This is a genomic window from Ilumatobacter sp. (assembly GCF_965215205.1).
In the GTDB taxonomy this organism is placed as follows: domain Bacteria; phylum Actinomycetota; class Acidimicrobiia; order Acidimicrobiales; family Ilumatobacteraceae; genus Ilumatobacter_A.
The window spans coordinates 3,828,382-3,852,700 of record NZ_OZ244049.1 but is presented as its reverse complement, the minus strand read 5'-3'; the positions used below and the strand labels follow the sequence as shown (position 1 = coordinate 3,852,700).

Here is a 24,319-nt window from a genome sequence, read left to right as displayed (position 1 = left end):
TCGTGCAGCAGACCCGGGTTTTGGTAGATCAGCCTGTCAGGGCTTGAGCGTAGACCTCGGCGGGGGTGCGGTGGCCGAGGGCTTGTTGGTGGCGGGTGCGGTTGTAGAACGTCTCGATGTAGTCGAACAGGATCGTGCGCATCTCGGATCTGGTTCGCTCGCCGAACGGTCCCCAGATGTGGCGGATCTCGGTCTTCATGGTTGCCCAGTAGCCCTCGATGGCCGAGTTGTCGAAGCAGTCGCCAACCGAGCCGTAGCTCCCGACGAGGCCCCAGTCGTGGAGCCGGTTGGTGAACTCGAGTGACGTGTATTGTGTGAGTTCAACCAGTCGTTGCAACACCGGCTTGTTGGAGGGAGCGTAGGTGCTCGTCGAATGCTTCGGCTGGTGTCTTCCAGGCGAGGGTCTTTCGGGGCCGGGTGTTGAGCGCGTGCGCGACTGCTTCGATGTCTGCGGCGGTCCATCTCGCCAGGTCGGTGCCCTTCGGGAAGTATTGGCGCAAGAGGCCGTTGGTGTTCTCGTTCGTGCCGCGCTGCCAGGGCGATTTGGGATCAGCGAAGAAGACGGGGATGTCGGTCTCGACGGTGAACTGAGCGTGGGCGGATAGCTCCTTGCCTCGGTCCCACGTCAGTGATCGGCGGAGTTGTTCGGGAAGCGTGCTCATCGACGTGGCGAGCGCGTTTTTCATCGTGGTCGCGCCGTAGCCGGCGAGGGCGGGCCCGTTCTTCGGGGTGTTCTTGTGTCGATAGCCGGGCTCTCGCGGCAGAGGGACAAGGATCGTGAATCTGGTGGTTCGCTCGACAACGGTCCCGATCGCAGAACGTTCGAGCCCGATGATGAGATCGCCCTCCCAATGGCCAGGGACGGCGCGGTCCTCGGCTTCGGCGGGCCGTTCGCTGATCAACGTCTCTGGCGTGACGTGGGCCCAGGTCTTGCGACGTGATCGTTCTCGCGGTGCGCGTAGTGCTCGGCCGGTTCGCAGACACCAGACCAGCTCCCGCTTCAATGCGCCGCGTCCTTCGATGTAGAGCGCCTGGTAGATGGCCTCGTGACTGATTCGCATGGACTCATCTTCGGGGAAGTCGACCTTGATCCGATTCGCGATCTGCTCTGGGCTCCACGCTCGCGTCCAGGCCCGGTGCTTGCGGTGGGGCTTGTTCATCCCTGTCCATCTCGGCGACGGTGGCCCTTCGATCGTGGCGCCGTCCAATCCGCTGATCCGCCCGGCTAAGCGCTCCTCGACGTAGGCGTGCAGTCGCTCGTCTGCGACGAGCTTGGCGACCTTCGGGCGTCGCGAAGCGAGGTCGGCCTTCCATTGAGCGACCGATGTCCGATACTCGTTCTTGCCGCTGCGCGTCGCTGCGTTGCGGCGCAACTCACGCGAGATCGTTCCTGGGTCCCGGCCGACAGCGCGGGCGATCTGGCGCACGCCGTTTCCCTGGGCGCGCAGCACAGCAATTTCCTCGCGCTCGGCAAAGCAGAGGTATCGACCCGAGGGTTGGGAGGTGATGTCGAACGGTGCCATGCCGCCAGCGTTGCGGAACCAACGGGACCCGACGGCAGGAGCAACCCCAGCGGCCGACGATGCCTCCTCGGGCAACATGCCCTTGGCGATCTGAGCCCAGAACACGACCTCGACTCCACGTTGGAACTTCGGATGACCAGGCGACCGCAACTTCGGACGAATCGCTCGATCTGATGCCTGCTGTCGACGAACCATGAAACACCTCCGGGGACGAGGTGTTGCGACGACCAGTTGAATCCACCTTGGGTGCCGTGATCGGCGTGATGGACCAGATCGCGGCTGGGGTTGCGGCGTCCGAGCGCCATCACCAACGCGGCGATGACGAGGTCGGTGGTCTGGCGTTCGCCCATTGACCAGCCCACGAGGCTGTGGTCGTGGAGGTCTCGTATGCCGGCGAGGTAGAGCTTGCCGTCCCAGCACTTGAACTCTGAGATGTCCGCAACCCACCGGGTGTCGGGCCGCTCCGCGGTGAAGTTGCGTTGCAACAGATCCGGTGCCGGCACGATCTTGGGGTGCCTGCCGCGCCGGAACTTTCGGCGTGCGTGTGCTCCGACCAGGTGGTTGTCGGCCATCAGCCGGGCAACGCGGTTGTGGCCGACACGATGTCCGCGTCGACGGAGCTGGCCGGTGACGCGAGGCGCCCCATAGGTGCGTCGGGATTGTTCGTGGATCTCGCGAATCTCGACCAGCAGCGCCGCGTTCGCTCGCTGGCGTGCGCATGGTGTTCGGGTGCGCCACGCGTAGTAGCTCGACCTCGCGACCCCGGCGACTCGACACAGGTCGATGATGCGGTGCTCGGCTTGGTGCTCGTCGACGAACCGGAAGCCGGTCACCTGTTCGTCTCCCTGGCGAAAAACGCCGCAGCCTTGCGCAAGATCTCCATGTCGGTCGCGAGCTGCACGTTTTCCTTGCGGAGCCGTTTCAGCTCGGCGCGTTCGGACTCCGACAGAGCGTCAGGGTCGGCGTCACGCTCGGACTGTTCTCGATCGGCTCTCACCCAGTTCCACAAGGTGCCCTCCGCAATCGACAGAGATCTCGCGACCTCCGCGATAGGACGACCTGATGACTTCACGAGCGCCAACGCTTCTCGTCGGAACTCTGCTGGATACTTCGCTGGACGACCCATCCGGGCCTCCTTCCTCTGAGGGGTCACCCCCAGAATCAAGTGTCCAACGAATCAGGTCAACTCCACTTTCGCTTCGATCAGACGTGCGAGGGTCGTATCCAACGTGGTGCGACGGACGTCGGGGTCCTCCCACAGGGTTTCGGTTGGACGCACCCGAGGCGTCGGTTTCACGGGCTCGTGCAGCGTGGCTGTTGAATAGTGTTCGAGCGCGTAGCTGAACGATCGCTCAACGCTGCCGAACTGAGAGCCGAAGTAGGCCCGGAGTGGATGGGTGTCGAGTTCGTCTAGCGTCAGCGGGCGCGGGCAGCCCGCCTCCTCAAAGTCCTTCCAGAACTCTGCGAGCAGGCAGCTCGACAGGTACATCTGAACCAGCCGGTGCTGCGCTTGAGGCTTCCAGCCTGTCCATCGCAACAACGCCCTAGATTTGGGTTTGAGTTCGGCTGCGAGTCGGCTCATGACCTCCGACAACTCGTCGGCGTCGGTTGGCCCGGGCACCACGATCGGCACAACGCGCACCGTGACGTGGTCGTCGCCGTCGAAGGTGCAATACAGGCGCACCTTCGACAACTCCACCAGTTCGAGGGCAGCGGATGCCGCGTGCTTCCGGTACATCAGGTCGGTCGCAGGTGCCGGCATCAGCGTGTATGCGCGTTGGTTGGGCGCTGCGAGCGTGCTCGCCGTGACGTCGAAGGCGTGCCAACGCTCGCTCGCGAGGAGCCGATCAAAGCTTGACCCGTCGAGTGAAATGGGAATCGTTGTCGGGAAGTCGGTGAAGTACGGCGTGCCGCTCCGGTACAAACTGACTGCGATCTCACGCGAGAACTTGTACACCTCGTTGGTGGGCTTTTCGACAGGAAAACCCTCGCGGTTCCCGAGCACTCGAAGGCCGTTCACGATCTCGTCTGATCGACGCTCTCGATCGATGCACGCGACGTGAACGGTGACGAGCTTCGGATCGAGGGGGTCGTCACCCACTGCGCGCGCAAGCTCGACGAAGCGGCGGGCGAGAGTCGACCCCAACACGAGAGTGTCGTCGACGAGGACCGCTCGACGGCCAACGAGTTCATCGGGCTCGCCGTCGAGCATCCGGTCAGAGATGACGTCGCACCACGTGAACCGCTCAATTAGCTTCGCAGCCACAAGCATCTCGTAGAGGCACACCGCGCGCCGCGACACCAAGACGAGGACAGCTCGCGGTTGACCAGCTCGAGTTCGGGTGTCTCGCCCAGCGCGTTCGAACATCGCAACGAGCGCGCGGCGAAGCGCAGCGTCTTCGATATGAGGCTCTTCGGATTTCAGCGTGGGGTCGGGTGGAGAAGCGACCAGTTGGGGTGCCCGGCGTAGAGCAGTGCTCGGGTGCGGTAGTTCGTCCAGTTGCTGATCCCGAACGCTACGCGCTTGATCCTCTTGACAAGGTTGTTGATGGCCTCGGTCGGGCCGTTCGTGAACCGTGCTCGATGCCATGCAGCGATCTGGTGCCGCCAGCGGGTGATCGTGCGCCCGAAGCGCTGCACCTCGGGCGGACACGAGTCGTCTTGGAGATCGATGCCGAGCTGCGTCACGAACTCCGCAGCGAGGTCGGCGTCGGTGATCTCGTAGATCGACCGGACGACCTCCTTCGAATGCCAGGCCATGCGGACCTCGCCTCGCGGGTCGCCGGCTTCGAGCAGGCCGCGCAGTTTCGCGTCGGCGTCGCCGTCGAGGCGTTCATGGGCGATGGTCATCAGCTTGCGGATCCGATAGAGCGGGTCGTCCTTGCGGCCCCGATGGCCGAGCGTCTCGTTCTGCACCCGGCGGCGACACTCGTCAAGCACGTGGTTGGCCAACTTGACGACGTGGAAGGGGTCGGCGATCTGGACGGCGTGCGGGATCATCGTGTCGAACACGGCCCGATACGGCCCGGACAGATCGAGCGTCGCCCACTCGATCGCCTCGCACCACTCGACGGGCCGAGCAGCGAACCACGCGCACCCCGCGGCAGCGTCGCGACCAGGAACGACATCAAGAAGTTGGCCTCGGGCGACGTCGACGACCTGGGTCGACCAGGCTCGATGTCGGAACTTGCCGACACGACAGAACAGCACCTCATCCAACCCGACAGCAGTCGTGATGCCGATCCGCTTCGGGTCGTCGATCAACGCCCGACCATGGTGCACGACAGCGTCCATCACCGTGTGCCAGTCGCAGCCGAGATCCTTCGCGACCTCCGACACAGCACGGCCGTGATTGCCGACCTGAAACGTCGCCCACCGCCCGGCGCGATCGGTGATCGCAGCCCGCACGGCGGCGATGCGCTCATCGTGCTCGACGAAAGTGATGACACCGCATGTGGGGTTCGGGCAACGACACCGCTGCTTCGACCACACCAGGCGGGTCGGCCGGCCGAAGCATGGAAGATCGACCAGTTCGACCTCGGCCCGGCCATGCAGCCACACCTTGCCACCACAGCCCGGACACCTCCGACGTTCGGCTCGCGAGGTGATCGCGATCCGCAGCCAGTGCGGCCAGTCGCCCACTCCGTTCACGTTGACGTCGGGCAGGCCGACGAGCAGTTCGCACATGCGCGTAGGGTCGGTGATCAACAGGGGCTCCTCGGATTCCGGATGCGTAAGACACACCCAGATTCGTGGAGCCCCTGCCCCAGCCCGCGGACCCTCCCAGCTACCTCAACCCACACTCAGATCCGAAGCGCCCGATATGAAGGAGTGGGTCGAGTGTCTCGTGGTCAGCGCGGGCGGTTTTCATCGTTCTTCGATCTGATATCGGCCGGACGGCGGAGCGACACGAGCCCGCGAGTGTATCGAGATGAACCTCCCCATCGCCCCCGCACAGTAGTGGCCGTCACCAGCCGTTGGTGCGATCCATTGCACCAAGGTGGACTCTCGGCGCAACCGCTCTCGCGTTGGAGAGCATTCTTCGTCAGTTCGATTCCGACGCGACCGGTTGCGGCTACGAAACAGTCGCCCGCTCTACTCGAACAATCGGCCTTGCTCCCAGAGTCCCGTGGCCCTTCGACGGGAAGGGAGCTTGAAGTGTTCGGCGAGGCGGTTCACGGCACCTACGACGTCTTCGCAGCTTGAGGCATGCGAGAGCGATTCGAGGTAGTCGCTGATCCACTGTGCAACGACTGCGGGAGCGCTGTGCCCGAACTCGATGATGGCGAGGTGCGCGCTTGTGACGGCTTCGCCGGTCGCGTCGGCGTCACCAATCGCGCTGTGCAGTGCGTGGACCGCGGCACGCAGCGTGGACGCGTCGTACGGCGCTCGTGCCACTTCCATCAGAAGCTGCATCCAGTAGCGGGGAGTTCGCGGGGCTTAGGGATGGCGGTGCCGTTGTAGAGGGCGGCGAGGAGGGGTTGGGGGCAGTGGCGAATGCCGTTGATGCGGAGTTCGAGGTGGAGGTGGGGTGTGCCGGAGCGGCCTGTGTCGCCGGAGTCGCCGATGTGTTGGCCGGGGGCGATGGTGTCGCCTTCGGCGACGTGGGCGTGGACGTTGTGGCAGTAGGTGTGGCGGAGGCCGTCGGGGTGTTGGATCGTGATGCCGACTCCGCATGACGTGCAGGCGGCGGGTGCGTTGTTGCCGCCGCAGCCGGCGCGCCACCAGTTGCCGGTCCAGGTACCGACGTTTGTGACGGTGCCACCGGTGATCGCGTAGATCGGTGTGCCGGTGGGGATCTCGACGTCCCATGCCGGGTAGGTGTGGTGCGGATCGTCGAGATCGGAGATGTCGATCACCTCCCGCGGCACGGGGAGGGCCCATTCGCCGGTGACGTCGGTGGACGCGCAGGTGACGGTCGCGTCGTCGTCGGTGGCGGCGAGCTTCTCGTTGTAGATGTCGAGCCACTTCGTCTGGTACTCGCGCACCGTGAGCGTGTTGCCGGCCGAGGGCACGGGGACTTGGTCCATGATCGTGTCGTTGCCGAGGGCGGCGGGGTAGTACCAGATGACGGGGACGGTCTCGATCTGGTTGTCGTTGTCGGCGAGGATCGAGGTGACGTTGACGCCGGCGACTTGGTCTTGGACGTGTGGCGGGGCGGTGTCGGCGGTCGGGTAGGTGTCGGTGGAGACGTCGGCTTGCTCGGCCCAATGGCGCCAGGTCGCCGTGATGTATTGGTAGGCGCCGGCGGCTGATGCGTTGGCGTTTCGGATCGTGTAGTCGCCGCCGGATTCGAGGGTTCGGATCGTGTCGAGGATGACGCCGAGCCGCCCGCACGCGTAGGGCGTGGTGGCGGGTCCGCCGTTGGCGAACACCATCGGGATGGCCAGCAGAAACATGGTGGTCGCGCCGAGGACGCCGAAGATCGCTTTCACATCTCTACGAAGGCGTCACGAGCGGCGAATCGTTACACGAGTTGTGTAACGCGAGGCGGGTTCGTGAGGCCTTCGGTCAGGTAGCCGATCCGACTCCACGGGTCGGGACACCATCTGGAGGCAGAGATGACCGACGTCCACCCGAAACCGCCGAAGCGGATCCGCAGCGCGATCCAGACCGCTGTGGCCGTGTTTACGCCGCTGACCGCTGCCGTGCTGTTCGCATCACCCGACCCGGCTTCGGCGTCGCCGCTCGATGACGTGTCACCGTCGTCGGAGGGGCTGCCGGGCGCCGGTCTGTTCACACAGATCCTGAGTTGGGGGTTCTGGATCGCGCTCGGGGTGTGCGGCCTGGCGATCCTGTACGGCGCTGCGACCTGGCGGGGCATGAACGGCAACTCGGGGCGCGGTGTCGAGGGAAAGATGTACGTGGCCGCGGGAGCGATCGGGGCGATGATCATCGGTCTCGCACCGACGATCGTCAGTGTCCTGTTCGACGCCGGCCAGGCCGGTTGAGGTTCGGTCGTGTCGCGCATCAAGTTCGTCGGCGTCGCCTTGCTGGTGGCGATGGTCGGTGTGTGGGTCGTCCGCTCGTTCGTTCTCGACGACAGCGACTCGACCGCTCCGACTCAGCCCCCGCCCGCCTCGAGCACGCCCGGAGACGAATCGAGCACACTCGAACAGCAGAGCGAGCCGATCGCGGTCGTCGCTGCGAGTGATCTGGCGGGTGTGCCGGTCGGCTATCCCCGGTCGGAGCGGGGTGCGGCGACTGCGGCGGTGAACTGGGTGGCGTCGTTCCCGACGGTGGTGCGGATGGGTCCGCTGCGTCTCGACGACATGATGTCGCAATTGCTGTCGGCCGAGCGCGCAGCGTCGGGCTCCGACGAGGTCGTCAGCGACTACTTCGCTTTGTTCGACGAGCTCGGCCCGGACTTCGCCGAGCGGGTGTGGATGGAGTCGCCACTCCAGGTCGTCACGACGCAGAGCACGGAGTCGGCGGCACAGGTGTCGGTGTGGGCGATGCTCGTCACCGGCGACCCGGTCGACGGTCCGATCGAGGTGCTGTGGCGAACCCATCATGTCTCGCTGGTGTGGGAACGCGACGACTGGCGCATCGACGACGTCGCGATTACCGAAGGACCGACACCGGCACCGACCGACACGGCGTTGCCGTCCGCGCCGTCGGAGTTCGTCGAGGTCGACGGCTGGGAGCCGGCCGTATTCGCCGACACCACGGCGGGAGGCGAGTGATGCTGGGCATCCCGACTATCGGCGACATCCTCGGCTTCATCACCACGCCGTTCACCGCAGCAGCGGGTTGGGCGTGGGACACCGTGGTCGGTGGCATCACCGATTGGATCGTCAAGGGCGTCCTCGCGCTGCTCACGGCGATGTGGAACTTCATGGACACCGCCTCGTCACCGAGCTTGCAGTCGGAGTGGTTCTACTCGTCGGAGTCGTCACCGTTCCGAATCGCATTCGGGATCGGGCTGAGCATGGTCGCCCTGCTCGTGGTCTTCGCCCTGATCCGGGGAGTGGCAGCCGGGTCGCCGGGAGCGATCTTCCGCTCCGTCGGCCACGACCTGCCTATCGCGATCTTCTCGATGGTGTCACTGGTGGCCGTGTCTGCTGCGGCGATCGATATCGCGGACGGGTTGTCGGACATCATCTGGGATCAGACCCGCGATGACGCGATTACTGCGATGGACAACCTCGGCGTGACGTTGATGACCCAGATGCCGAACCTGCACTTCCTCGGCATCTTCGTCGCTCTGGTGTTGATGGCGGCGATGTTGTTCATGTGGGTGACGCTTTTCGTACGCGAGTCGCTGATCTACCTGGTCGTGATCTACGCCGTGTCGTTCGGGCTGCCGGCGATGATCTTCCCGCCGCTGCGTGACACCTCGAAGAAGGTCCTCGAACTCCTCGTCGCGTTGATCATCGCAAAGCCGGTGATGATCCTCGCGTTGTCAGTCGGGATCTCGGCCCTCGGCGGCGTCGGAGCGACCGGCGAACCCGGTGATGCGGTAGGTGACAACCTGGCGCGGGAGTTGGGCACGTTGATCACGGGGGTAATCACGTTCGGGTTGGCGGCGTTCATGCCGTTCCTGGTGTGGAAGCTGATGCCGATCGTCGCTGCCGCCGTGGTGGCGCAAGGGATCGCGTCGGCACCGATGCGCGGCGGCACGCAGGCAATGCAGTTGCAGTACTACGGCCAGTCGACGATGAAGCGCCTGTCGGGCAGCGGTGGTGGCCGGACGGCGGGCGGCTCGACGGTTGGTGCGGGTTCGGCTGGGCCTGTCGGTGGTGGGGCGGGTCCAGCCGGGGGAGGAGGTGCAGGGGCAGGGTTCGCCCGTGCCGGAGCCGGAGTTGCGACGGCCGGAGGTGGCGGTGCTGCCGGGTCGGCTGCAGCTGCACCAGCAGCAGGACCGCTTGCGCCGGCCGTGCTCGCAGCCAGCGCAGCGAAGTCCACGGCCGCGGCGACCAAGCACGCAGCAACCTCGACGGCTGACGCCGCCACCACTTCGCCACCGAGCACGAGTGGTCGCGATCCCGGAGGGAGTCGGTGATGTCCGATTCGTCGAAGTTGCGTGGCTACCGGTTCGGTGAGCGCCGCCGATCCGGGATGTTCGGGACGATCCCACCATCGCTCGCGTTCGTCGGTGGGACGGCGCTGCTGGCGGGATGGCTGGCGATCGCCGGATACGTCCCGGTCCCGATCTCGCTCGTCGTTGTTGCGTTGTGTGGCTGGCTGTGGTTCGGCAAAGTTCGCGAGCGGCCGGCGCACGAGATCCTGCCGGCGCTCGCGACGTGGTGGTGGCGTCGACTCCGCTCCCGGAACCTCTGGTATCGGCCCGTCGCTCTCGTCACCGACGGCGAGCAACCCGCCGCACTGCCACCCGCACTCGCAGGTCTGGATCTGTTCGAGATCGACGTCGCCTGGCTCACACCGGGAAGCGACATCGCGATCGGCGTCGTGCGTGACCGCCAAGCCGGGACCCTCACCGCCGTGTTGAAGGTGTGCGGCGACGGGCAGTTCGGTCTCGTCGACCCCGCCTCACAAGACATGCGGATCGACGAATGGGGAGCAGCGATCGCAGGCTTCGCACGCGAACACTCACCCGTGACTCGGGTGACGTTCCACGACTGGACATCGCCGGTACCGATCCGCAACACCGTCGCCCAACTCGAAGACCAATGGGCCGACGAAGCCGAACACCCCGCACGCTCCGGCTACCTCCAACTCCTCCGCGACACCTCGGCGTCGGTCGTCGACCACGAGGTCCTCATCGAGGTCACCGTCGCACTCGACAGCGTCGCCAAGACCAAGGGCGAGTCGAACCTCTCGGCCGGGCTCCGCCTGACCGGCGAACAAGCCCGCCTGTTCGCCGGTCGCCTCAACGCGGCCGGACTGCGCGTCGAGGCGGTGCTGTCGGCCCACGACCTGGTGACCGCAACCCGGGTCCGGTCCGATCCGTCGATCCTCGAACAACTCGCCACGCTGCGCAACTCGCTGGCATCGGCGACCGGAGCATCAGCGCCGACGTTCGGACCGATGTTCGTCGACGACCAACTCGCCTCGGTGACCGTCGACTCCGCACAGCACCGGTCGTGGTGGTTCGCCCGCTGGCCACGACGAGAAGTCGCCGCGTCGTGGCTCGACACACTGATGTTCGAGTCCGGCTGCACCCGATCGCTGACCACGGTGTTCGAACCGGTGGCGCCGTCTCGATCCGACAACGACGTCGACCGCGAACGAACCCAACGCGAAGCCAACATCGAGACCCGTCGCCGCAAAGGCTTCATCATCCGACGGGCCGACGAGAAGGCCGTTGCCGAAGTCGAGTCCCGCGAGATCGAACTCGCCAGCGGCTACGTCGAATGTCTCTACACCGGCCTCCTCACACTCACTGCCCCGACCGTCGAACAACTCGACATCCAAGCGGCCGACCTCGAACAGGCCGCAGCGAACGTCGGCGTCGAACTCCAACCACTGTGGGGACGTCAGGCCGACGGATGGGTCGCGTCACTGCCGCTCGGTAGGACCCTCGCCCGCCGGATCGGAGACCGCTGATGCTCCCGCTACGGCGACGTTGCAGCCAACACAGCGACGAGCACGAACTCGTCCCTGCGGTCTCCGGCGTTCCACCGATCTCCGGTTCGGGCGGTGGACTCCGACTCCCTCGACACCGCGGCACCACCGCGCACGTCGCGTCGATCTACCCGTTCCACGGCGGCCGAGCACTGCACGACGCACAATCGCCGTACGTCGGGGTCAATGTCACCAACGGCTACTCGGCATGGTCCTACGACCCCTTCGAACTGTACGGACGCGACCTCGGCGGCGGCACCGTTCTCACCAACTCGAACATGCTCGTCCTCGGCGAGCCAGGCAACGGCAAGTCGTCCGCGGTCAAGACGATGCTCTACCGGCAAGCGGCGTTCTACGGGCATCGACGGTTCATCTCGATCTCCGATCCCAAAGGTGAGTACGGACCGCTTGCTCGAGCGCTCGGTATGCCTGTCATCAAGCTGCACCCCGGTGGTACCGATCGCCTGAACCTGCTCGAACCCGGTCCCGGCGACCCGGTCCGGGCGCTGCAGAACCGCCAAGAACTGATGACCGGGATGCTCTCGACCGTCATGCGACGAGATCTCGATCCCGTCGAGGAGACCATCCTCAACACCTCCATCGAAGTTCTCGACGCACGCCACCGTGCCGGCGCATCGACACCGACGCTTCTCGACCTTGCCGCCGTCCTCGGCGACCTCCCTGCCGAGGTGCGCGACATGGACGAACTCAAGCTGCTCGAGGAACGCGACATCTCAGCCGCTGTCACGGCCATCCGGCTCGCACTGTCCAAGTTGCTCCGCACGACGTTGCGAGGGATGTTCGACGGTGCGTCCACGGTGTCGATCGAGGAGATGTCGGGCCAGGGCGTCGTCATCGACCTGTCGTCGGTGTTCTCCAACCCCGACGCGCTGCCACTGGTCCAGATGGCCACCGCCTCGACCCTCGCCGGTCAGATGGCCGCACTCCCCGAACAAGGGCGGCGGGGCATCCTCGTCGACGACGAGGTCTGGGCGACGATGGCGTCCGAACGAGCCGCCAAGACACTCCAGGGTCGCCTGAAGCTGTGTCGCCTGTGGGGGATCTGGAACATCCTCGTCACCCACCGCCTCTCCGACCTCCAAGCCCAAGCCGACTCGGGCACCTCGGCCTCCAAGGTCGCCGGAGGTCTTCTCGCCGACGTCCAGACCCGCGTCGTGTTCCGCCAAGCAACCGACCAACTCGCCGCCACCGGCGAGCTGCTCCGGATGAACGAACGCATGGTCGATCTCCTCCCGCGACTGACCCGCGGCCGCTCGGTGTGGACCGTGGCTGGCCGAGCCGCCGTCGTGCAACACGTCATTGCCGCCCACGAGTTTGACATCTGCAACACAGACCAGGGGATGAAGCCATGACCGGGGTCGTAGGGGCCGAACTCCGGGGTGCTTGTCGGTCTGGTCTGGCTGACTGGTCCGGGGTTGGTGAACTGGGGGTCACCGTAGCGGATGAGTGTGCCGTGTCAGGTCTGGGGTTGCTGTGTGGCGCTGGTTGCTTCGATGGTCGGCGAGATCGAATGGTCGGCGGTCGTGGCGGTGATTGCCCACCAAGCGATGCCGGTGGTGATGTAGATGTCGGCGATGTTGAAGGTGGGCCACCAGCCGGTGTGCAGCATGTCGACCACGGAGCCGGCTTCGAGCCGATCGATGGTGTTCGCGAGCGCTCCGGCGATGATGAGCGTGGCGGGCCCGGTGGGTGTCCGGTTGTTCCATGCGGCTCGGAGGATTGCGAGCGCGATCGTGAGGGTTGCGGCGGTGATCAGCAGGGGTGGGATGTTGGTGAACAGCCCGAATGCGGTGCCGCTGTTGTAGCTGAGTTGCAGGTCGATGGGTCCGGGAAGCGTGGTGGGTGCGTCGTCGAGTGTGGCGGTGGCCCAGATCTTGGTGGCGAGATCGATCGTGATGAGCGCGGCGATCCAGGCGAGCATGGTGCGACGTCGGGTCGGGTTCATCGGCTGATCTTGAGGATGCGTCGGGCGCCGTTGGCGACGACGGCGAAGATCACGGCGCCGGCGATGAGGTCGGGGATGCCGGAGTCGGTGAGTGTGACGCCGATCGCTGCAGCGATGACGAGTCCGTTGACCTTGATGTCGTTGGCAGTGAAGATCCAGCTGGCTTGTAGGTGTGCTTCGCCGGACCGGACGCGATGCAGCACGAGCAGTGTGATGATGTTGCCGGCGAGCGCGAGCACGGACATCACGATCATCGAGGTCGGGTCCGGGAGTTCGTTGTCGGCGAAGAATCGTCGTAGGACCTCGGCGAGACCGAGCGCGGCGAGGCCGATCTGGAGGTATCCGCTCGTGCGTGCGAGTTGTTTCTTGCGTGCGGCAGCGGTCCCGACGGCGGCGAGGCTGAGCGCGTACACGCTGGCGTCGGCGCCCATGTCGAGTGCGTCGGCGATGAGTCCCATGGAGCGGCTGATCAAGCCGACGGTGAGTTCGCCGACGAAGAAGCCGGCGTTGATCACGAACGCAACGATCAGCGCGTTGCGTTCGCGTCGGGTGTCGGGGGCGGGCCCGATCTCGCTGGTGTCGTCGACGAACTCGGCGCCAAGGTTGAGGGTTTGGAGTGCGGTGTCGATGGTGTCGGTGTCGGTCGTGTGGTCGATCAGCACGTCACGTTGGTCGAGGTCGACTTCGATGCGGTTGATCTGGTCGATGTCGGACAGTGCCATGCGCACGAGTTGTTCTTCGGCGGCGCAGTCCATGCCGGCGACGTGGAAACGGCTGACGGTCATCGGCTGCTCACGCGTTGGGGTTGGTGGTGTAGTTCGGACAGAGATTGTTCTTCGGCGGCGCAGTCCATGCCGGCGACGTGGAAACGGCTGACGGTCATCGGCTGCTCACGCGTTGGGGTTGGTGGTGTAGTTCGGACAGAGATCGATTCGCCGGTGACTGCGAGGAGTCGTTCGGCCGAGCGGACCACGTCGATGACTTCGTCGTGGGCAATGCGGTAGTGGACCTCGCGGCCGACGCGCCGATCGGTCACGAGTCCGCATTCTCTGAGGCACTTGAGGTGACCGGAGATGTTGCCCTGGGAGCCGTTCAGCGCAGTCACGATGTCGCTCACGCGTTGTTCACCGTCGGCGAGTGTGGTGATGATCGCGAGGCGTGTCGGGTCGCCGAACCCGCAGAACAGTTTCGCTGCGGTCGCGATGGGTGCAGCGTGTTGAATCGTGGCGCTCATGCCGGCGGATTGTATCGGCCTGCGCCGATGTATTGGTCCGGGCCGATGCGTCGTGGGTCAGTCGTGCCCGGCTTGGTCGCTGAGAGCGGCGTGGTGTGCGTGGTTGGCGTAGATGTTGGCTTGGGCGACGGAGAGGCCGAACAGGTCGCTGATCTGTCGGAGGTCGCCGCCGGTCGCGAACGCTTCGTCGAGGATGCGGTCTTGGCGGATCTGTTGGGCGGGTGTGCCGAGCAACCGGGTGTGCCAGGAGCTGTCGACCGGGCGTGTGTGGTGGGCGCTGCGGATGTTGATGAACAGGTGCTCGTTGGCGGTGTTCGGCCAGGTGTAGTGCCGGTGGAAGAGGTAGGTGTCGAGGCGTTCGAGGACGGCGTCGGCCAGCACGATGGTCTGGTCGCCGAGGTGGAGGCGCCGGTCGTAGATGTCGGTGAGTCCGATGTGGCGCAGGTCCTTGACGCGGATGGCGTGGTAGCAGAGCAGCGCTGCGGTGAGTGCCCGGGCGGTGTTCGGCGAGTCGAGCAGGTTGCGGATGGTGGCGAGACCAACGGGGGCGGGGATCGGGTGGTTGGTGTGGGGTTGGCGGATGTGGGTGGTGGGGTTGGTGAACACGACCTTGCGGCCCTTGAGGGTCCGGAAGATCGAGCGGAGTCCTTGGAGCATGTGGGTGCGCTGCCATCCGCTCGCCGGCAGCGCTGTGTAGATGTCGTCGCGGGTGACCTCGCGCAGCGAGGTGTGCCTGGTGGCCCAGGTTTCGACGGCGGGCATCGCCGATCGGAGCTGTTGACCAATGGTGAGATCGCTGCGCGGCTTGCTGCGAGGCGGGGTGGTGCTGCCGTGGCGCATGACGTCGAACCACACGCCGAGTTCGGCGGCGATGGTTTCGGGCAGGCCGTTGGTCTTGGTGGCGAACCAGCCAACGATCGATGGTGGTCGGTCGTCGTCGAGCATGCCAGCGGCGTCGAGGGCGTCGCTCAGCGCGACGGTCGACACCTTGAGTTTGGCGATCGCGTCGATGTCGCTGCAGCGAATTGGTGCGCCGATCGTTTCTTGCTGGCCGAGCAGGATGTGCACGCCGTGTTGAACGGTGACGATCTTGCGGCGGTCCCAGCCGTGAGCTCGGCCGAACTCGTCGACGTGTTGATCCAACAGCAACGCCAGGTTCGCGTCGCGGGGATCGAGGTGACCGACCCGGCGGGCGACGCTGAGGTCACGTTCGAAACGGAACAGCGGCAATTGCAGGTGAGTGACCGGGAACCGGGCGAGAGTCCCGACCGCAACCGGTGGTGGCGGCGACTTCGGGCGTCGCGCCGAGGCAGCTTTGCCCATATCGGCGAACCACAGCTGTTGTCCGTTCCGGTTCGCGGCGATCAGATCGGGGAGCGGCAACGGCGGCTTCGTCGCCAGGACCCGGGTGCGTTGCTTGGTGCAGAGCCGGCAGGCGCCGTAGATGTTGATGGGGACTTCGCGGCTGCAGCACGAGCAGACTCCGAGCTTGCGCTTTTCTCGCCAGCCGTTGCACGCGGTGCATCGCCAGGCTCGATGCTTGGACGCACCCCACGCGAAGCAGTCCGGACAGGTGTCGATCGTGACATGGCCCATCCGGTGGCAGCGACCGCACAGCCCGTTGGTGAAGTAGTCCGTCGTCGATCCGCACTCGAGACAAGGTGGCGGAACGGCGGATCCGCCGGGCCAACACCCGAAGCAGAACTTCACCGTGGTGAACGCGACGGGCCACTCGCCGCATGTGGCGCAGAAGCTCTGCCAGCTCACCCCGGCGGCAGCGTTCGGTTCTTCCCCAACCTCGGCGTGACCGTCGCACCAGCGGCGCGCTTCTTGCGCGGTTTGCGGGCCTCGACCTTGTCCGGCTCGCGGATCAACAACTGGTCCGGGTCGCAATCGAGGACCGAGCAGATCACGTCGAGGTCCTCGAGCCGGATCGTGGTTGGCGTTCCCGCCCACAACGACGACATCTTCCCGGCCGAGATCTCCAAGCCGGCGTCCGCGAGCCGGCGTCGCATCTCGGTCGATTTCCAGATGCCCTGTTCGGCAGCGGTCAGTCTCAGATTCCAACGCATCAGTTCACTCCTGTTCGTTGTCCCGGTTCGGGTCGAGGCGGTCGGCAATCCGCTGGTTCGCTTCGGTCCAGGCGCGTTCGATGTGATCGCCGTGCACATGGATGTAGCGGGTCGTGGTCGACAACCACTCGTGGCCGAGCAGTTCCTGGATTGCTTTGAGGTCGACGCCGCGCTGGTAGAGCGACGACGCGCAGAAGTGGCGCAGCGTGTGCGGCGTCAACCGACCGTCGGACCACGCCGGCAACCAACGACCAACCGCTGCGGCGAGTCCGTCACGCAGCGCCTGGTCACCGATCCGGCTGCACGCACCGGTCAGCTTGTCTCGCCGTTCACTCGGGAACAGCGGAGCGTTCGGGTCCTCATAGGCGTCGTCGAACTGGTGGCGAATGTCGCCCAACCACCAATCCATCAGATCCGCCGCGCCGTTGATCGCCGGCACCAGTCGACTCTTGGGTCCGCGGCCTCGGCTGCCTTTGCCGAACCGGACATGGATCTTGCCGAACTCGCCCAAATCACGTCGCCAGTCACGGATGTCGAGCATGTAGGTCTCCTGGATCCGCAGACCGCACCGGCGCCACAACGACGCCGCCATGTAATCCCGTGTCGCCGGCAAGAACTTGCGCGCCTCGGGCAACCACTCACGCCACGCTGCGAACAACACATCGATCTCCTCAATCGACGGCGGTACCCGCACGTTGCTGTAGTCGGCTTTGGTCGGCCGGTTGAACTCGTCGATGATCTGGATCACCACGTGGCCGGTCAAACGTTCGATGTCACCGGAGTAGCGGGCAACGAGGAACGAGTAGAACCGCGCCAGCGACCACGCCTTGTGCTGCACCGTCAACCGGGCCCGATGCAACTCCTTGCGTTGATGGACCAAGAACCGATCAGCGTCGGCCGGCTGCGCCGTCCACACCGGTCGCCCCAGGAACCGGATGAACTCGAAGATCGCACCTCGGTCCTCCACCACCGTCGAGTCACCCGAACCTGCACCCACCGTCGCAAGCAGATACTGATCGACCAGTTCCTGCTCGAAATCCTCAACCTCACCAGGCGCGACAAGCGCCTTCGGGGCGTCCAAGGAGCGGACCACAGCCAACGCCATAGCGTCTCCTCCTGTTCAGCCGGTCGAGCGAATCACCCCGATACCCGGCAAGCCTTCAGGAATCCCGACCAGTTGTCAAGGTTCAGACGAAGTCGGTCAACCGGCACGGCGACTGACCCGCATGCCCACGTTGGAACTCCGGACCGTTCGCGATTCCGGGAAGTTCCTACAACCGACGAGGCGATGGTCGCATGAGCGGCTTCGTCGCTCGTCGGGAAGGACCGGTGGGATCAGCCGAGCGCAGCCGCTCGGTCGATCCGCCAGCGCGTCGTGACCTGCTTGAAGTTGATCGAGCCCGGCGTCGCGACGTGGGAGAACTCGTAGGTGAAGCCGACACGTTGGAGGGTCCGGTTCGGCGCGGCGTTCAATGCGTTGGGTTCGCAGTACAGCCGGTCAAGTTGCAGGACGTTGAACAACTCGCGGAGTCCGAGAGCAACGAAGCGGCTTCCGTGCCCGGTGGCTCGGTTGTGTTCGTCGGCGATGTGGAGGTGCATGAACGCCTGACGACCGAACTCGATGTGATCGACGTTGGACCAGCCGACAACGTCGGCCTCGACCATCCACATGACCCCGTAGCTCTGCCGTTCAGGTATCGGACGCTCGAAGTCGGTTCGGTACCACTCCAACCAGTCGGCGGGATCTGGGAGCAGCGCACGGTCGACACCGAGCCGAACGAGGAACTCGTCGCTGGCGTCGTGAAAGTAGCGGATTCGCATCGAGGCGTCATCGACGGTCATCGGACGGATCGAGATCGCCGGAGTAGATGTCTCCTCGTCAGGCACGTCATCGACCATAGTGACGAGCGTTGCGGACCGGAGCGGGCGTGCGCCCGGTGCCGCGCAGCGTCCGGTGACCTCTAATGGCGGCCGGTTCGGGCCATCGCATCGACCGGGACGAACTGCTCGCACGCGTCGAGTTGACCGACGTGCTCGATGCGCTGTCGCCGGGACGAGCGGAGCGTGGCGGTCGGCGAGCGTGGCGGTGCATCGACCCTGACCACCCCGATGTGCATCCGTCGGTCAAGGTGTCGATCGATCGGACCGGAACGCAGCGATGGCGGTGCTGGTCGGGCGGGCATGGCGGAACGGCGATCGACGCAGTGATGGTCGCCCGATCGATGACGGTCGCTGACGCAATCCGCTGGCTGAACGACAACTACGCACGCCTCGACGTCATCGAACGCCACGCTCCGCCACCTGCGCAGCCGATCGGACGACCCGACCCCGAAGTCGTGACCTATGTGCAGCGAGCCCATCGCCTGCTGTGGACACCGGCCGGTCAACCGATGCGCGACTGGCTCCACCGTCGAGGACTCGATGACGATGTGTTGCGAACGAACCTCGTCGGGGCCGACCCCGGGCGCCGGTTTCTGCCACGCCCGAAGGGACTCCCCGGCGGCTTGCCGGCCGTGGTCTACCCGGCACTCGACAAGGATCGACGGCCGGTCTATTTTCAGGCCCGTTTCCTCGATCCGCTGAACGGCCGATCCAAGTACGACAACCCTGCCCGCCGGTGGGCGTCTAACCCACGACTCGCCTGGATCGAACCACCCGCGGCTCTCGAACGCGACGCGCTGGTCGTCACCGAAGGGATCGCCGACGGACTGATCGCCGCACAGAGCGGGTTCGGTGCGGTCGGAGTGCTCGGCTCGCAGTACCCCGACGAGCGAGTCGGCGACGCCATCGTCCAGAACGCAGACGGCCGCAAGGTGATCATCTGCTTCGACGCCGACGATGCCGGCCGACAAGGAACCGAACGCCTGGCCGATCTCATCGAGCAACGCAACCTCGGCCGCCCCGATGTCGTCGAACCCCCCACCGGCATGGACCTCACCGACTGGGCGAACCAGGACCCGAACTGGGCAGACCTCATCGACCCACCGCTGAACCCGAAGCTGCCACGACAACAACCGGAACCGGTTGGTGACCTCGGCCTGAGCTTGCATCTTCCGGAATGACTCGGTCCGGAAGGGATCTGTAGCGACCTATTGCAATGTATTCGGTATTCGCAATACAAAGCTAGAGGAAGATAGATTGATGTTCATGGACCCGCGCCGGAACCCGTACTCGCCGGGTGCGGGGCTGCGCCCGACCGAGCTCGCCGGTCGCGACGACGACATCGAGTTGTTCGAGATCCTCCTCGACCGTGCCGAGGTCGGACGCCCGAACCGCAGCATTGTGTTCACCGGACTGCGCGGTGTCGGCAAGACCGTGCTCCTGCAAGATCTCGCAGGTAGAGCTGAACAACGGGGCTGGATCACCGCCCGGGTCGAAGCAGATCGAGGGAGTGGTCCGACCTCGTTCACCGACGGGCTGTCGCGGTCGCTGGCGACGTCGCTGCGCCGAGAGCAGGGCCGAGGCAAGACGAAGGATCGGCTGAAGGCGGCCCTGCGGACGGTCACGTCGTTCTCGATGTCGTTCAACCCCGACGGTGCGGTGTCGCTGGGATTCGATGTCGACGCAGCAAAAGGTCGGGCGGATAGCGGGTCGCTGTACGCCGACCTCACCGACCTCGCACTCGACCTCGCCGATGCTGCGGTCGAACTCGACGTTGGCGTCGCGGTGTTCATCGATGAGATGCAGGACCTGACCGACGAAGAACTCTCGGCCGTGTGCCGTGCGTGTCACGAGACCGGGCAGCGTTCCGTGCCGTGGTTCGTGATCGGGTGTGGCCTGCCGAACCTGCCTGGTGCGTTGGCGACCGCGGAGTCCTACGCCGAACGCCTCTTCGAGTACCGACTGATCGATCGACTTCCCGAAGCGGCCGCGCACGCGGCGCTTGCGAACCCGGCGAAGATCGAGGGCGTTGACTGGGAACCCGCTGCGGCCGCCCACGTGGTCGCTCAGTCCGTCGGCTACCCGTACTTCATCCAGCAGTTCGGGCAGAGCACCTGGAACGACGCGGCCGCCTCACCGATCACGAGAGCCGATGCCGAGCGCGGCGTCGAGGTCGGCTTCGCTCAACTCGACAAGGGATTCTTCCGTGCACGCTGGGACCGTGCCACTCCCGCCGAGCGCGAGTACCTCGCCGCGATGGCGGTCGACGGCGACGGCCCGAGCTCGAGCGGCGAGGTTGCTCAGCGTGTCGGCAAGAAGCCGACATCACTGGGCCCGGCGCGGGCGAACCTCATCAACAAGGGCATCATCTACGCCCCCGAACACGGCCAGATCGCCTTCACCGTCCCCGGTATGTCGAACTTCATCGAACGTCGAGCGACGGACATCGCCTGAGGGTTCGACGACGATCGGAGTCGGACGGTTACAACCTCTGAACTCGCGTCGAGGCCATCACCGCTTAGACTCACGCCCTCGGGGTCCCGGTGAAGTGGCTCGCCGCCCGGGCGGGGTAGAAAACTGCCGACGAACCGGGGTCGGTGATCGGTCTGGCGGTCCTCGTTCTCGGTGTCGCAGCCGCTATCGCTGCGGTCGGCTATTGCGTCGGACGTTGGCCGCACACGTGCCAAGCGGAGATCGCAACGTTGTCGTACCCTCCCGAGAATCAGGCCTCCGGGTCCGTGGCTTTCTGAGGTCGCGTGGCTCGGACGATTGCTCCGTGGAGGCCGGGGCCTGTGTCGTGGGTGTATTCGATGGTCGCCTCTTCGAATCCGGCGCAGTCCAGCATGGCCAGGTAGGCGTCGTGTTGAAGAGCGCCTGCACCGCAGTCCGCCCACGCGGTCCCATCGGCAGGTGCGGCGATTCCGTTGTCGGCGACGACGTCGGACACTGCGACTCGTCCTCCGGGGCGTAGCACGCGGGCCATCTCGGCGAATACCGGTGTCTTGTCGGGGGCGAGGTTGATGACGCAGTTCGAGATGACGACATCGATCGACGCGTCCGGAAGCGGAAGGTCTTCGATCATGCCGTCGAGGAACTCGACGTTGGAGACGCCGGCATCGGCTGCGTTTGCCCGCGCCAGCTCGAGCATCTCGGGGAGGAAGTCCACGCCGTACGCCTTGCCGGATGGGCCGACCCGCTTGGCGGAGAGGATCACGTCGAGACCGCCACCTGATCCGAGGTCGAGCACCGTCTCGCCTGGTTCGAGATCGGCGATCGCGAAGGGGTTGCCACAGCCCATCGACAGGTTCGCTGCGGTTTCGGTTCCAGTGGCGAGGGTGGCGTCGTCGTACTGGGAGACGCCCCATCGCTCGTCGCTGTTTCCGTCGGTGCCTCGGCTTCGAGCTGCGTCGCGGTAGTAGGTGCGGACATCGTCGTGGATCTGATCGTTGCTCATTCGGTGCTCTCCAATGCTTGGGTGAACTCGGTCGGGATCTTGCCCATGACCATCTCGGCCGCCGATGGGAACGCGGCCAGGCAGGCGGTGTTGACATGCCAGAGGCTCGAGTTGGCCACGTGCTCGACGAGCACGAAGCCGACGTCGGCCAGCTTGGCAAGATGGTGCGAGATGGTCGATTGGCCGACGTCGAGTGCATCGGTGATCTCGCCAACGGTCATCGGGCGATCTTCGGTGGACAGCAGGTGCAAGATGAGCACTCTGGTGGGATCTCCGATCGCACGGAACCAACCAGCCCACTCAGACGCGCGGGCACGATCGAGTCGTCGGGTCACGGTTGTCGTGTCCATTGATCATCGACGATAGTCGATCATCGACTCCATGTCGACATCAGGTGGAGGGATCCACGTCGACATGCACGACCACATCGAGACGTTCCGCCGTGTCCGAGACGAGTTCATCACCGAGCCGTACCCGGCATGGACCGCAATTGAGGTCACCGGCCGCATCACCGAAGGGACCATCGTCGAGATCCGAGCCGTCGCCGACGCCGCGCCGGACTGAGCATCCGTAGGAACGGAATACCACGGCAGCGGGCGCCAGCACCCGGGCCACAGCACCGGCACCCGTTTGGTGTCGCTCACTGCGGGGATGCTCCGCCCCACTGGATTCCGGCCCGGGGAGCGCAACCCGGCACTCGGTATCGATCGGTCAGCCGGGTCCGCCCGACGAAGCCAACCCCGAAGTCGATTGAGGTTCCCGGCGACGCGTTCAGTGGGGCGGCAATGCTTCGCCCACGCTGAGTGTCGGGGTCTCGATCGCCGGCGCTTTCCCCACCTGTTGTCGAACCCAGTCGAGTCCGTCGGGGTCGGTGTGGTGTCGTCCCCATTCGGGGAGTGCTGCTGCGACGTCGTGTTCGGTGGCGAAGGTGCCGAGGTCTTCGACGATGGTTTCGTCTCGGTTGGTGGCGTAGAGCGCTCTTGACCCTCGGTTCCAGCTGACTCGCCAGGTGTCGTCGGATCCGGTGGCTCGCCAGTGCATGCCGTAGTCGACGTCGGGGCTGTGTCGGCCTTTGCCGAGTTCTCGCCAGCGGTCGAGTGCCGTGGGCTCGGGGTCGGGTCGTGTGATTGCTGCGGTTGAGCGGTTGAGGTGGTGGTGTCCCCAGGTGAGTAGTCCGGCGTCGACGGATCGTGCGATCGATGGGTGGTGGTCGATGGTGGCGACGATCGGTGCGTTCAGGCTTTGTTCGACCGACGACGAGTTGAGTGAGCGTGACGGCTCGTTGATCAAGACGATGCCGTCTGGCTGTCGGTCGGCTCGCACTCCTTTCATGAGCCCGAGGTAGCAGGCGCGGGTGACGAGCAGGTTCCGATCGGCGATCTCGATGAGCGCATCGGCCGGCGGTCCGGTGCCGGCATCGACGAGCACAACGGCATCGGTCGCTCGCATCCATTGAGCAAGACGTTCGACGCGTTCGGCTTTCACTTGGTCGAGGTCGATCGGGTTGCGGGTCGGAAGAAGGTGGGTCGTGGCGTCGACCTCGATGAGGAGTTCTTCGAGTGAGTCGGCGGGGTCGTGAAGTAGCCAATCGTCGAGGCCGGGGTTGGCCCATGGTGTGGCGAGCACGTCGGTCATGTCGCCTTGAAGATCGACGATGAGCGCGTTCGAGGGTTCTGCGATGGCGGCGGCTGCGGTGGTGACGGTGGTGCCTGAGCCGCCCTTCGCAACCCAGAGCACTGTGATGTGACGGTCGGTGCCCATGGTCATGCGGCGTGGTCGACGAGCCAGGCGAGGCGTGTGGCGGTTCGGTGGACGGCGACGCGGGTGCGGCCTGGGGTGTCGTCGGGGCGGGTGAGTTCGTGCACTCGGTGGGCGACGAGTTGGTCCCAGCGGGATCGTGGGATCTGTCCGCTGCTGACTGCGGTGGCGATGCGGTCGAGTTCGATTCGGGCGAGGGCACCGTCTTCGACGGCGCTGGCGTGGGTGGTTCCGGCTTGGAGGTCGAACTCGTAGGTGGTCGGGTCGCGGGGTGGGATGGTTGCTCCGAGGACCATGTTGCGTTGGCGGCGTGTGATCCAGCGGCGGGCGGCGGGGTCGAGTTGGCGTCTGCTGAGACCGAGGCGGTAGCCGAGGTAGGAGATGAAGGCGACGGGCTGTCCGTCGCGGTCGGTTGGTTCGATGGTCGGGTCGACGGTGGCGAGGACGTGCGCAAGGGCAGCCCAGTCGCTGTCGACGGTGTGGTCGTCGACGTGGCTCGGGCATCGGGTGCCGGCGCTTGCGAGCAGGATCGGTCGCAAGGCGGTCATGAGGATGGTGGTTGCGTCGTCGTCGACGTCTTGGTGGAGCCTGACGAGTGCGGCGACGACGGGGTTTTGCTCGACCCCGGGTTGGGCGCAGATGTCGATGATCTCGGTCGGTGTCCGGCCGGCGAGCGCCGGGATGGCGGCCCATCGGTCGAGGATCTGGTTGCGTCGGCGAGGGCTGTTGCAGCGACCGAATCGTTGCTCGAGATGGGCGGTGATGGTGGTGTGCACGGGAGGACCTCTCGGTTTGGTGGGGTTGGTCGAGGTCCACCATCTGCTTCCCGGTTCCCGAGAACGTTCCCACCTCGATTCGGGAACGCGAATCGGCCCCGTACCCGTTGAGCTGGGGTGACGCGCG

General features: G+C 65.5%; 26 protein-coding genes and 1 pseudogene. 8 read left to right on the top strand and 19 right to left on the bottom strand.

Annotated features, from left to right (window positions below; genetic code table 11):
- Positions 1 to 28: 28 nt before the first annotated feature.
- The 8 genes and pseudogenes from ACOOHC_RS18085 to ACOOHC_RS18050 all read right to left on the bottom strand — a co-directional run bounded on the left by ACOOHC_RS18085 (position 29) and on the right by ACOOHC_RS18050 (position 6,958).
- Positions 29 to 337, bottom strand: coding sequence for an IS3 family transposase (locus tag ACOOHC_RS18085; RefSeq protein ID WP_420451763.1), 309 nt, complete (start codon positions 335 to 337; stop codon positions 29 to 31).
- Positions 321 to 1,718: an IS30 family transposase gene (locus ACOOHC_RS18080; RefSeq protein ID WP_420451762.1), complete on the bottom strand. Its 1,398-nt coding sequence runs from the start codon at positions 1,716 to 1,718 to the stop codon at positions 321 to 323. The genes ACOOHC_RS18085 and ACOOHC_RS18080 overlap by 17 nt, the downstream gene beginning before the upstream one ends.
- Positions 1,719 to 1,825: 107 nt before the next feature.
- Positions 1,826 to 2,356, bottom strand: a pseudogene (locus ACOOHC_RS18075) (IS3 family transposase); the annotation flags it as partial.
- Entirely contained in the window at positions 2,353 to 2,676 is a 324-nt protein-coding gene (locus ACOOHC_RS18070; RefSeq protein WP_420451761.1) for a transposase, read from the bottom strand. The gene ACOOHC_RS18070 and the pseudogene ACOOHC_RS18075, both read right to left, overlap by 4 nt.
- A gap of 24 nt (positions 2,677 to 2,700) precedes the next feature.
- Complete coding sequence (locus ACOOHC_RS18065) at positions 2,701 to 3,810, bottom strand: hypothetical protein (protein ID WP_420451760.1); 1,110 nt, start codon at positions 3,808 to 3,810, stop codon at positions 2,701 to 2,703.
- Positions 3,811 to 3,944: 134 nt separating this feature from the next.
- Positions 3,945 to 5,210: an ISL3 family transposase gene (locus ACOOHC_RS18060; protein WP_420451759.1), complete on the bottom strand. Its 1,266-nt coding sequence runs from the start codon at positions 5,208 to 5,210 to the stop codon at positions 3,945 to 3,947.
- A 408-nt stretch (positions 5,211 to 5,618) separates the two neighbouring features.
- Positions 5,619 to 5,927: a hypothetical protein gene (locus ACOOHC_RS18055; RefSeq protein ID WP_420451758.1), complete on the bottom strand. Its 309-nt coding sequence runs from the start codon at positions 5,925 to 5,927 to the stop codon at positions 5,619 to 5,621.
- Entirely contained in the window at positions 5,927 to 6,958 is a 1,032-nt protein-coding gene (locus ACOOHC_RS18050; protein ID WP_420451757.1) for a M23 family metallopeptidase, read from the bottom strand. The genes ACOOHC_RS18055 and ACOOHC_RS18050 overlap by 1 nt, the downstream gene beginning before the upstream one ends.
- Before the next feature lie 126 nt (positions 6,959 to 7,084).
- Here ACOOHC_RS18050 and ACOOHC_RS18045 point away from each other — a divergent pair, with 126 nt between their 5' ends.
- From ACOOHC_RS18045 to ACOOHC_RS18025, 5 genes are read left to right on the top strand one after another with little or no spacing between them, the layout of a single operon-like run.
- Positions 7,085 to 7,474: a hypothetical protein gene (locus ACOOHC_RS18045; protein WP_420451756.1), complete on the top strand. Its 390-nt coding sequence runs from the start codon at positions 7,085 to 7,087 to the stop codon at positions 7,472 to 7,474.
- 9 nt (positions 7,475 to 7,483) lie between these two features.
- A complete protein-coding gene (locus ACOOHC_RS18040) occupies positions 7,484 to 8,209 on the top strand; it encodes a hypothetical protein (protein ID WP_420451755.1) in 726 nt (241 codons plus the stop codon).
- A complete protein-coding gene (locus ACOOHC_RS18035; protein WP_420451754.1) occupies positions 8,209 to 9,528 on the top strand; it encodes a hypothetical protein in 1,320 nt (439 codons plus the stop codon). The genes ACOOHC_RS18040 and ACOOHC_RS18035 overlap by 1 nt, the downstream gene beginning before the upstream one ends.
- On the top strand, positions 9,528 to 11,033 hold the full coding sequence (locus tag ACOOHC_RS18030) for an SCO6880 family protein (RefSeq protein ID WP_420451753.1): 1,506 nt from the start codon (positions 9,528 to 9,530) through the stop codon (positions 11,031 to 11,033). The genes ACOOHC_RS18035 and ACOOHC_RS18030 overlap by 1 nt, the downstream gene beginning before the upstream one ends.
- Positions 11,033 to 12,424 (top strand): hypothetical protein, encoded by a 1,392-nt coding sequence (locus ACOOHC_RS18025; RefSeq protein WP_420451752.1) that lies wholly within the window; start codon positions 11,033 to 11,035, stop codon positions 12,422 to 12,424. Before ACOOHC_RS18030 ends, ACOOHC_RS18025 begins: the two co-directional genes overlap by 1 nt.
- Before the next feature lie 104 nt (positions 12,425 to 12,528).
- Here ACOOHC_RS18025 and ACOOHC_RS18020 read toward each other — a convergent pair whose 3' ends face one another.
- From ACOOHC_RS18020 to ACOOHC_RS17990, 7 genes are all read right to left on the bottom strand, one after another.
- On the bottom strand, positions 12,529 to 13,017 hold the full coding sequence (locus ACOOHC_RS18020) for a signal peptidase II (RefSeq protein WP_409923385.1): 489 nt from the start codon (positions 13,015 to 13,017) through the stop codon (positions 12,529 to 12,531).
- On the bottom strand, positions 13,014 to 13,802 hold the full coding sequence (locus tag ACOOHC_RS18015; protein ID WP_409923384.1) for a cation transporter: 789 nt from the start codon (positions 13,800 to 13,802) through the stop codon (positions 13,014 to 13,016). Before ACOOHC_RS18015 ends, ACOOHC_RS18020 begins: the two co-directional genes overlap by 4 nt.
- Positions 13,799 to 14,251 carry an ArsR/SmtB family transcription factor gene (locus tag ACOOHC_RS18010; protein ID WP_420451751.1) on the bottom strand — a complete coding sequence of 151 codons (453 nt, stop codon included), beginning with the start codon at positions 14,249 to 14,251 and terminating at the stop codon, positions 13,799 to 13,801. Before ACOOHC_RS18010 ends, ACOOHC_RS18015 begins: the two co-directional genes overlap by 4 nt.
- 57 nt (positions 14,252 to 14,308) lie before the next feature.
- Positions 14,309 to 16,018, bottom strand: coding sequence for a hypothetical protein (locus ACOOHC_RS18005; RefSeq protein ID WP_420451750.1), 1,710 nt, complete (start codon positions 16,016 to 16,018; stop codon positions 14,309 to 14,311).
- A complete protein-coding gene (locus ACOOHC_RS18000; RefSeq protein ID WP_409923381.1) occupies positions 16,015 to 16,323 on the bottom strand; it encodes a helix-turn-helix domain-containing protein in 309 nt (102 codons plus the stop codon). The genes ACOOHC_RS18005 and ACOOHC_RS18000 overlap by 4 nt, the downstream gene beginning before the upstream one ends.
- A gap of 4 nt (positions 16,324 to 16,327) precedes the next feature.
- Positions 16,328 to 17,428 (bottom strand): tyrosine-type recombinase/integrase, encoded by a 1,101-nt coding sequence (locus tag ACOOHC_RS17995; RefSeq protein WP_409923380.1) that lies wholly within the window; start codon positions 17,426 to 17,428, stop codon positions 16,328 to 16,330.
- 230 nt (positions 17,429 to 17,658) lie between these two features.
- Positions 17,659 to 18,165 (bottom strand): GNAT family N-acetyltransferase, encoded by a 507-nt coding sequence (locus ACOOHC_RS17990; RefSeq protein WP_420451749.1) that lies wholly within the window; start codon positions 18,163 to 18,165, stop codon positions 17,659 to 17,661.
- A 122-nt stretch (positions 18,166 to 18,287) separates the two neighbouring features.
- Here ACOOHC_RS17990 and ACOOHC_RS17985 point away from each other — a divergent pair, with 122 nt between their 5' ends.
- Positions 18,288 to 19,385: a toprim domain-containing protein gene (locus ACOOHC_RS17985; protein ID WP_420451748.1), complete on the top strand. Its 1,098-nt coding sequence runs from the start codon at positions 18,288 to 18,290 to the stop codon at positions 19,383 to 19,385.
- 79 nt (positions 19,386 to 19,464) lie between these two features.
- Positions 19,465 to 20,658, top strand: coding sequence for an ATP-binding protein (locus ACOOHC_RS17980; RefSeq protein WP_420451747.1), 1,194 nt, complete (start codon positions 19,465 to 19,467; stop codon positions 20,656 to 20,658).
- A gap of 268 nt (positions 20,659 to 20,926) precedes the next feature.
- Here ACOOHC_RS17980 and ACOOHC_RS17975 read toward each other — a convergent pair whose 3' ends face one another.
- Both ACOOHC_RS17975 and ACOOHC_RS17970 read right to left on the bottom strand, forming a co-directional pair.
- Positions 20,927 to 21,658, bottom strand: a complete 732-nt coding sequence (locus ACOOHC_RS17975) for a methyltransferase domain-containing protein (protein ID WP_420451746.1) — start codon at positions 21,656 to 21,658, stop codon at positions 20,927 to 20,929.
- A complete protein-coding gene (locus ACOOHC_RS17970) occupies positions 21,655 to 22,008 on the bottom strand; it encodes an ArsR/SmtB family transcription factor (RefSeq protein WP_420451745.1) in 354 nt (117 codons plus the stop codon). The genes ACOOHC_RS17975 and ACOOHC_RS17970 overlap by 4 nt, the downstream gene beginning before the upstream one ends.
- A gap of 31 nt (positions 22,009 to 22,039) precedes the next feature.
- Between ACOOHC_RS17970 and ACOOHC_RS17965 the strand changes: the two genes are divergently transcribed.
- On the top strand, positions 22,040 to 22,222 hold the full coding sequence (locus ACOOHC_RS17965) for a hypothetical protein (RefSeq protein WP_420451744.1): 183 nt from the start codon (positions 22,040 to 22,042) through the stop codon (positions 22,220 to 22,222).
- 207 nt (positions 22,223 to 22,429) lie between these two features.
- Here the strand turns inward: ACOOHC_RS17965 and ACOOHC_RS17960 are convergent, their stop codons facing one another.
- Both ACOOHC_RS17960 and ACOOHC_RS17955 read right to left on the bottom strand, forming a co-directional pair.
- Complete coding sequence (locus ACOOHC_RS17960; protein WP_420451743.1) at positions 22,430 to 23,425, bottom strand: hypothetical protein; 996 nt, start codon at positions 23,423 to 23,425, stop codon at positions 22,430 to 22,432.
- On the bottom strand, positions 23,422 to 24,192 hold the full coding sequence (locus ACOOHC_RS17955; RefSeq protein ID WP_420451742.1) for a hypothetical protein: 771 nt from the start codon (positions 24,190 to 24,192) through the stop codon (positions 23,422 to 23,424). Before ACOOHC_RS17955 ends, ACOOHC_RS17960 begins: the two co-directional genes overlap by 4 nt.
- Positions 24,193 to 24,319: the final 127 nt, after the last annotated feature.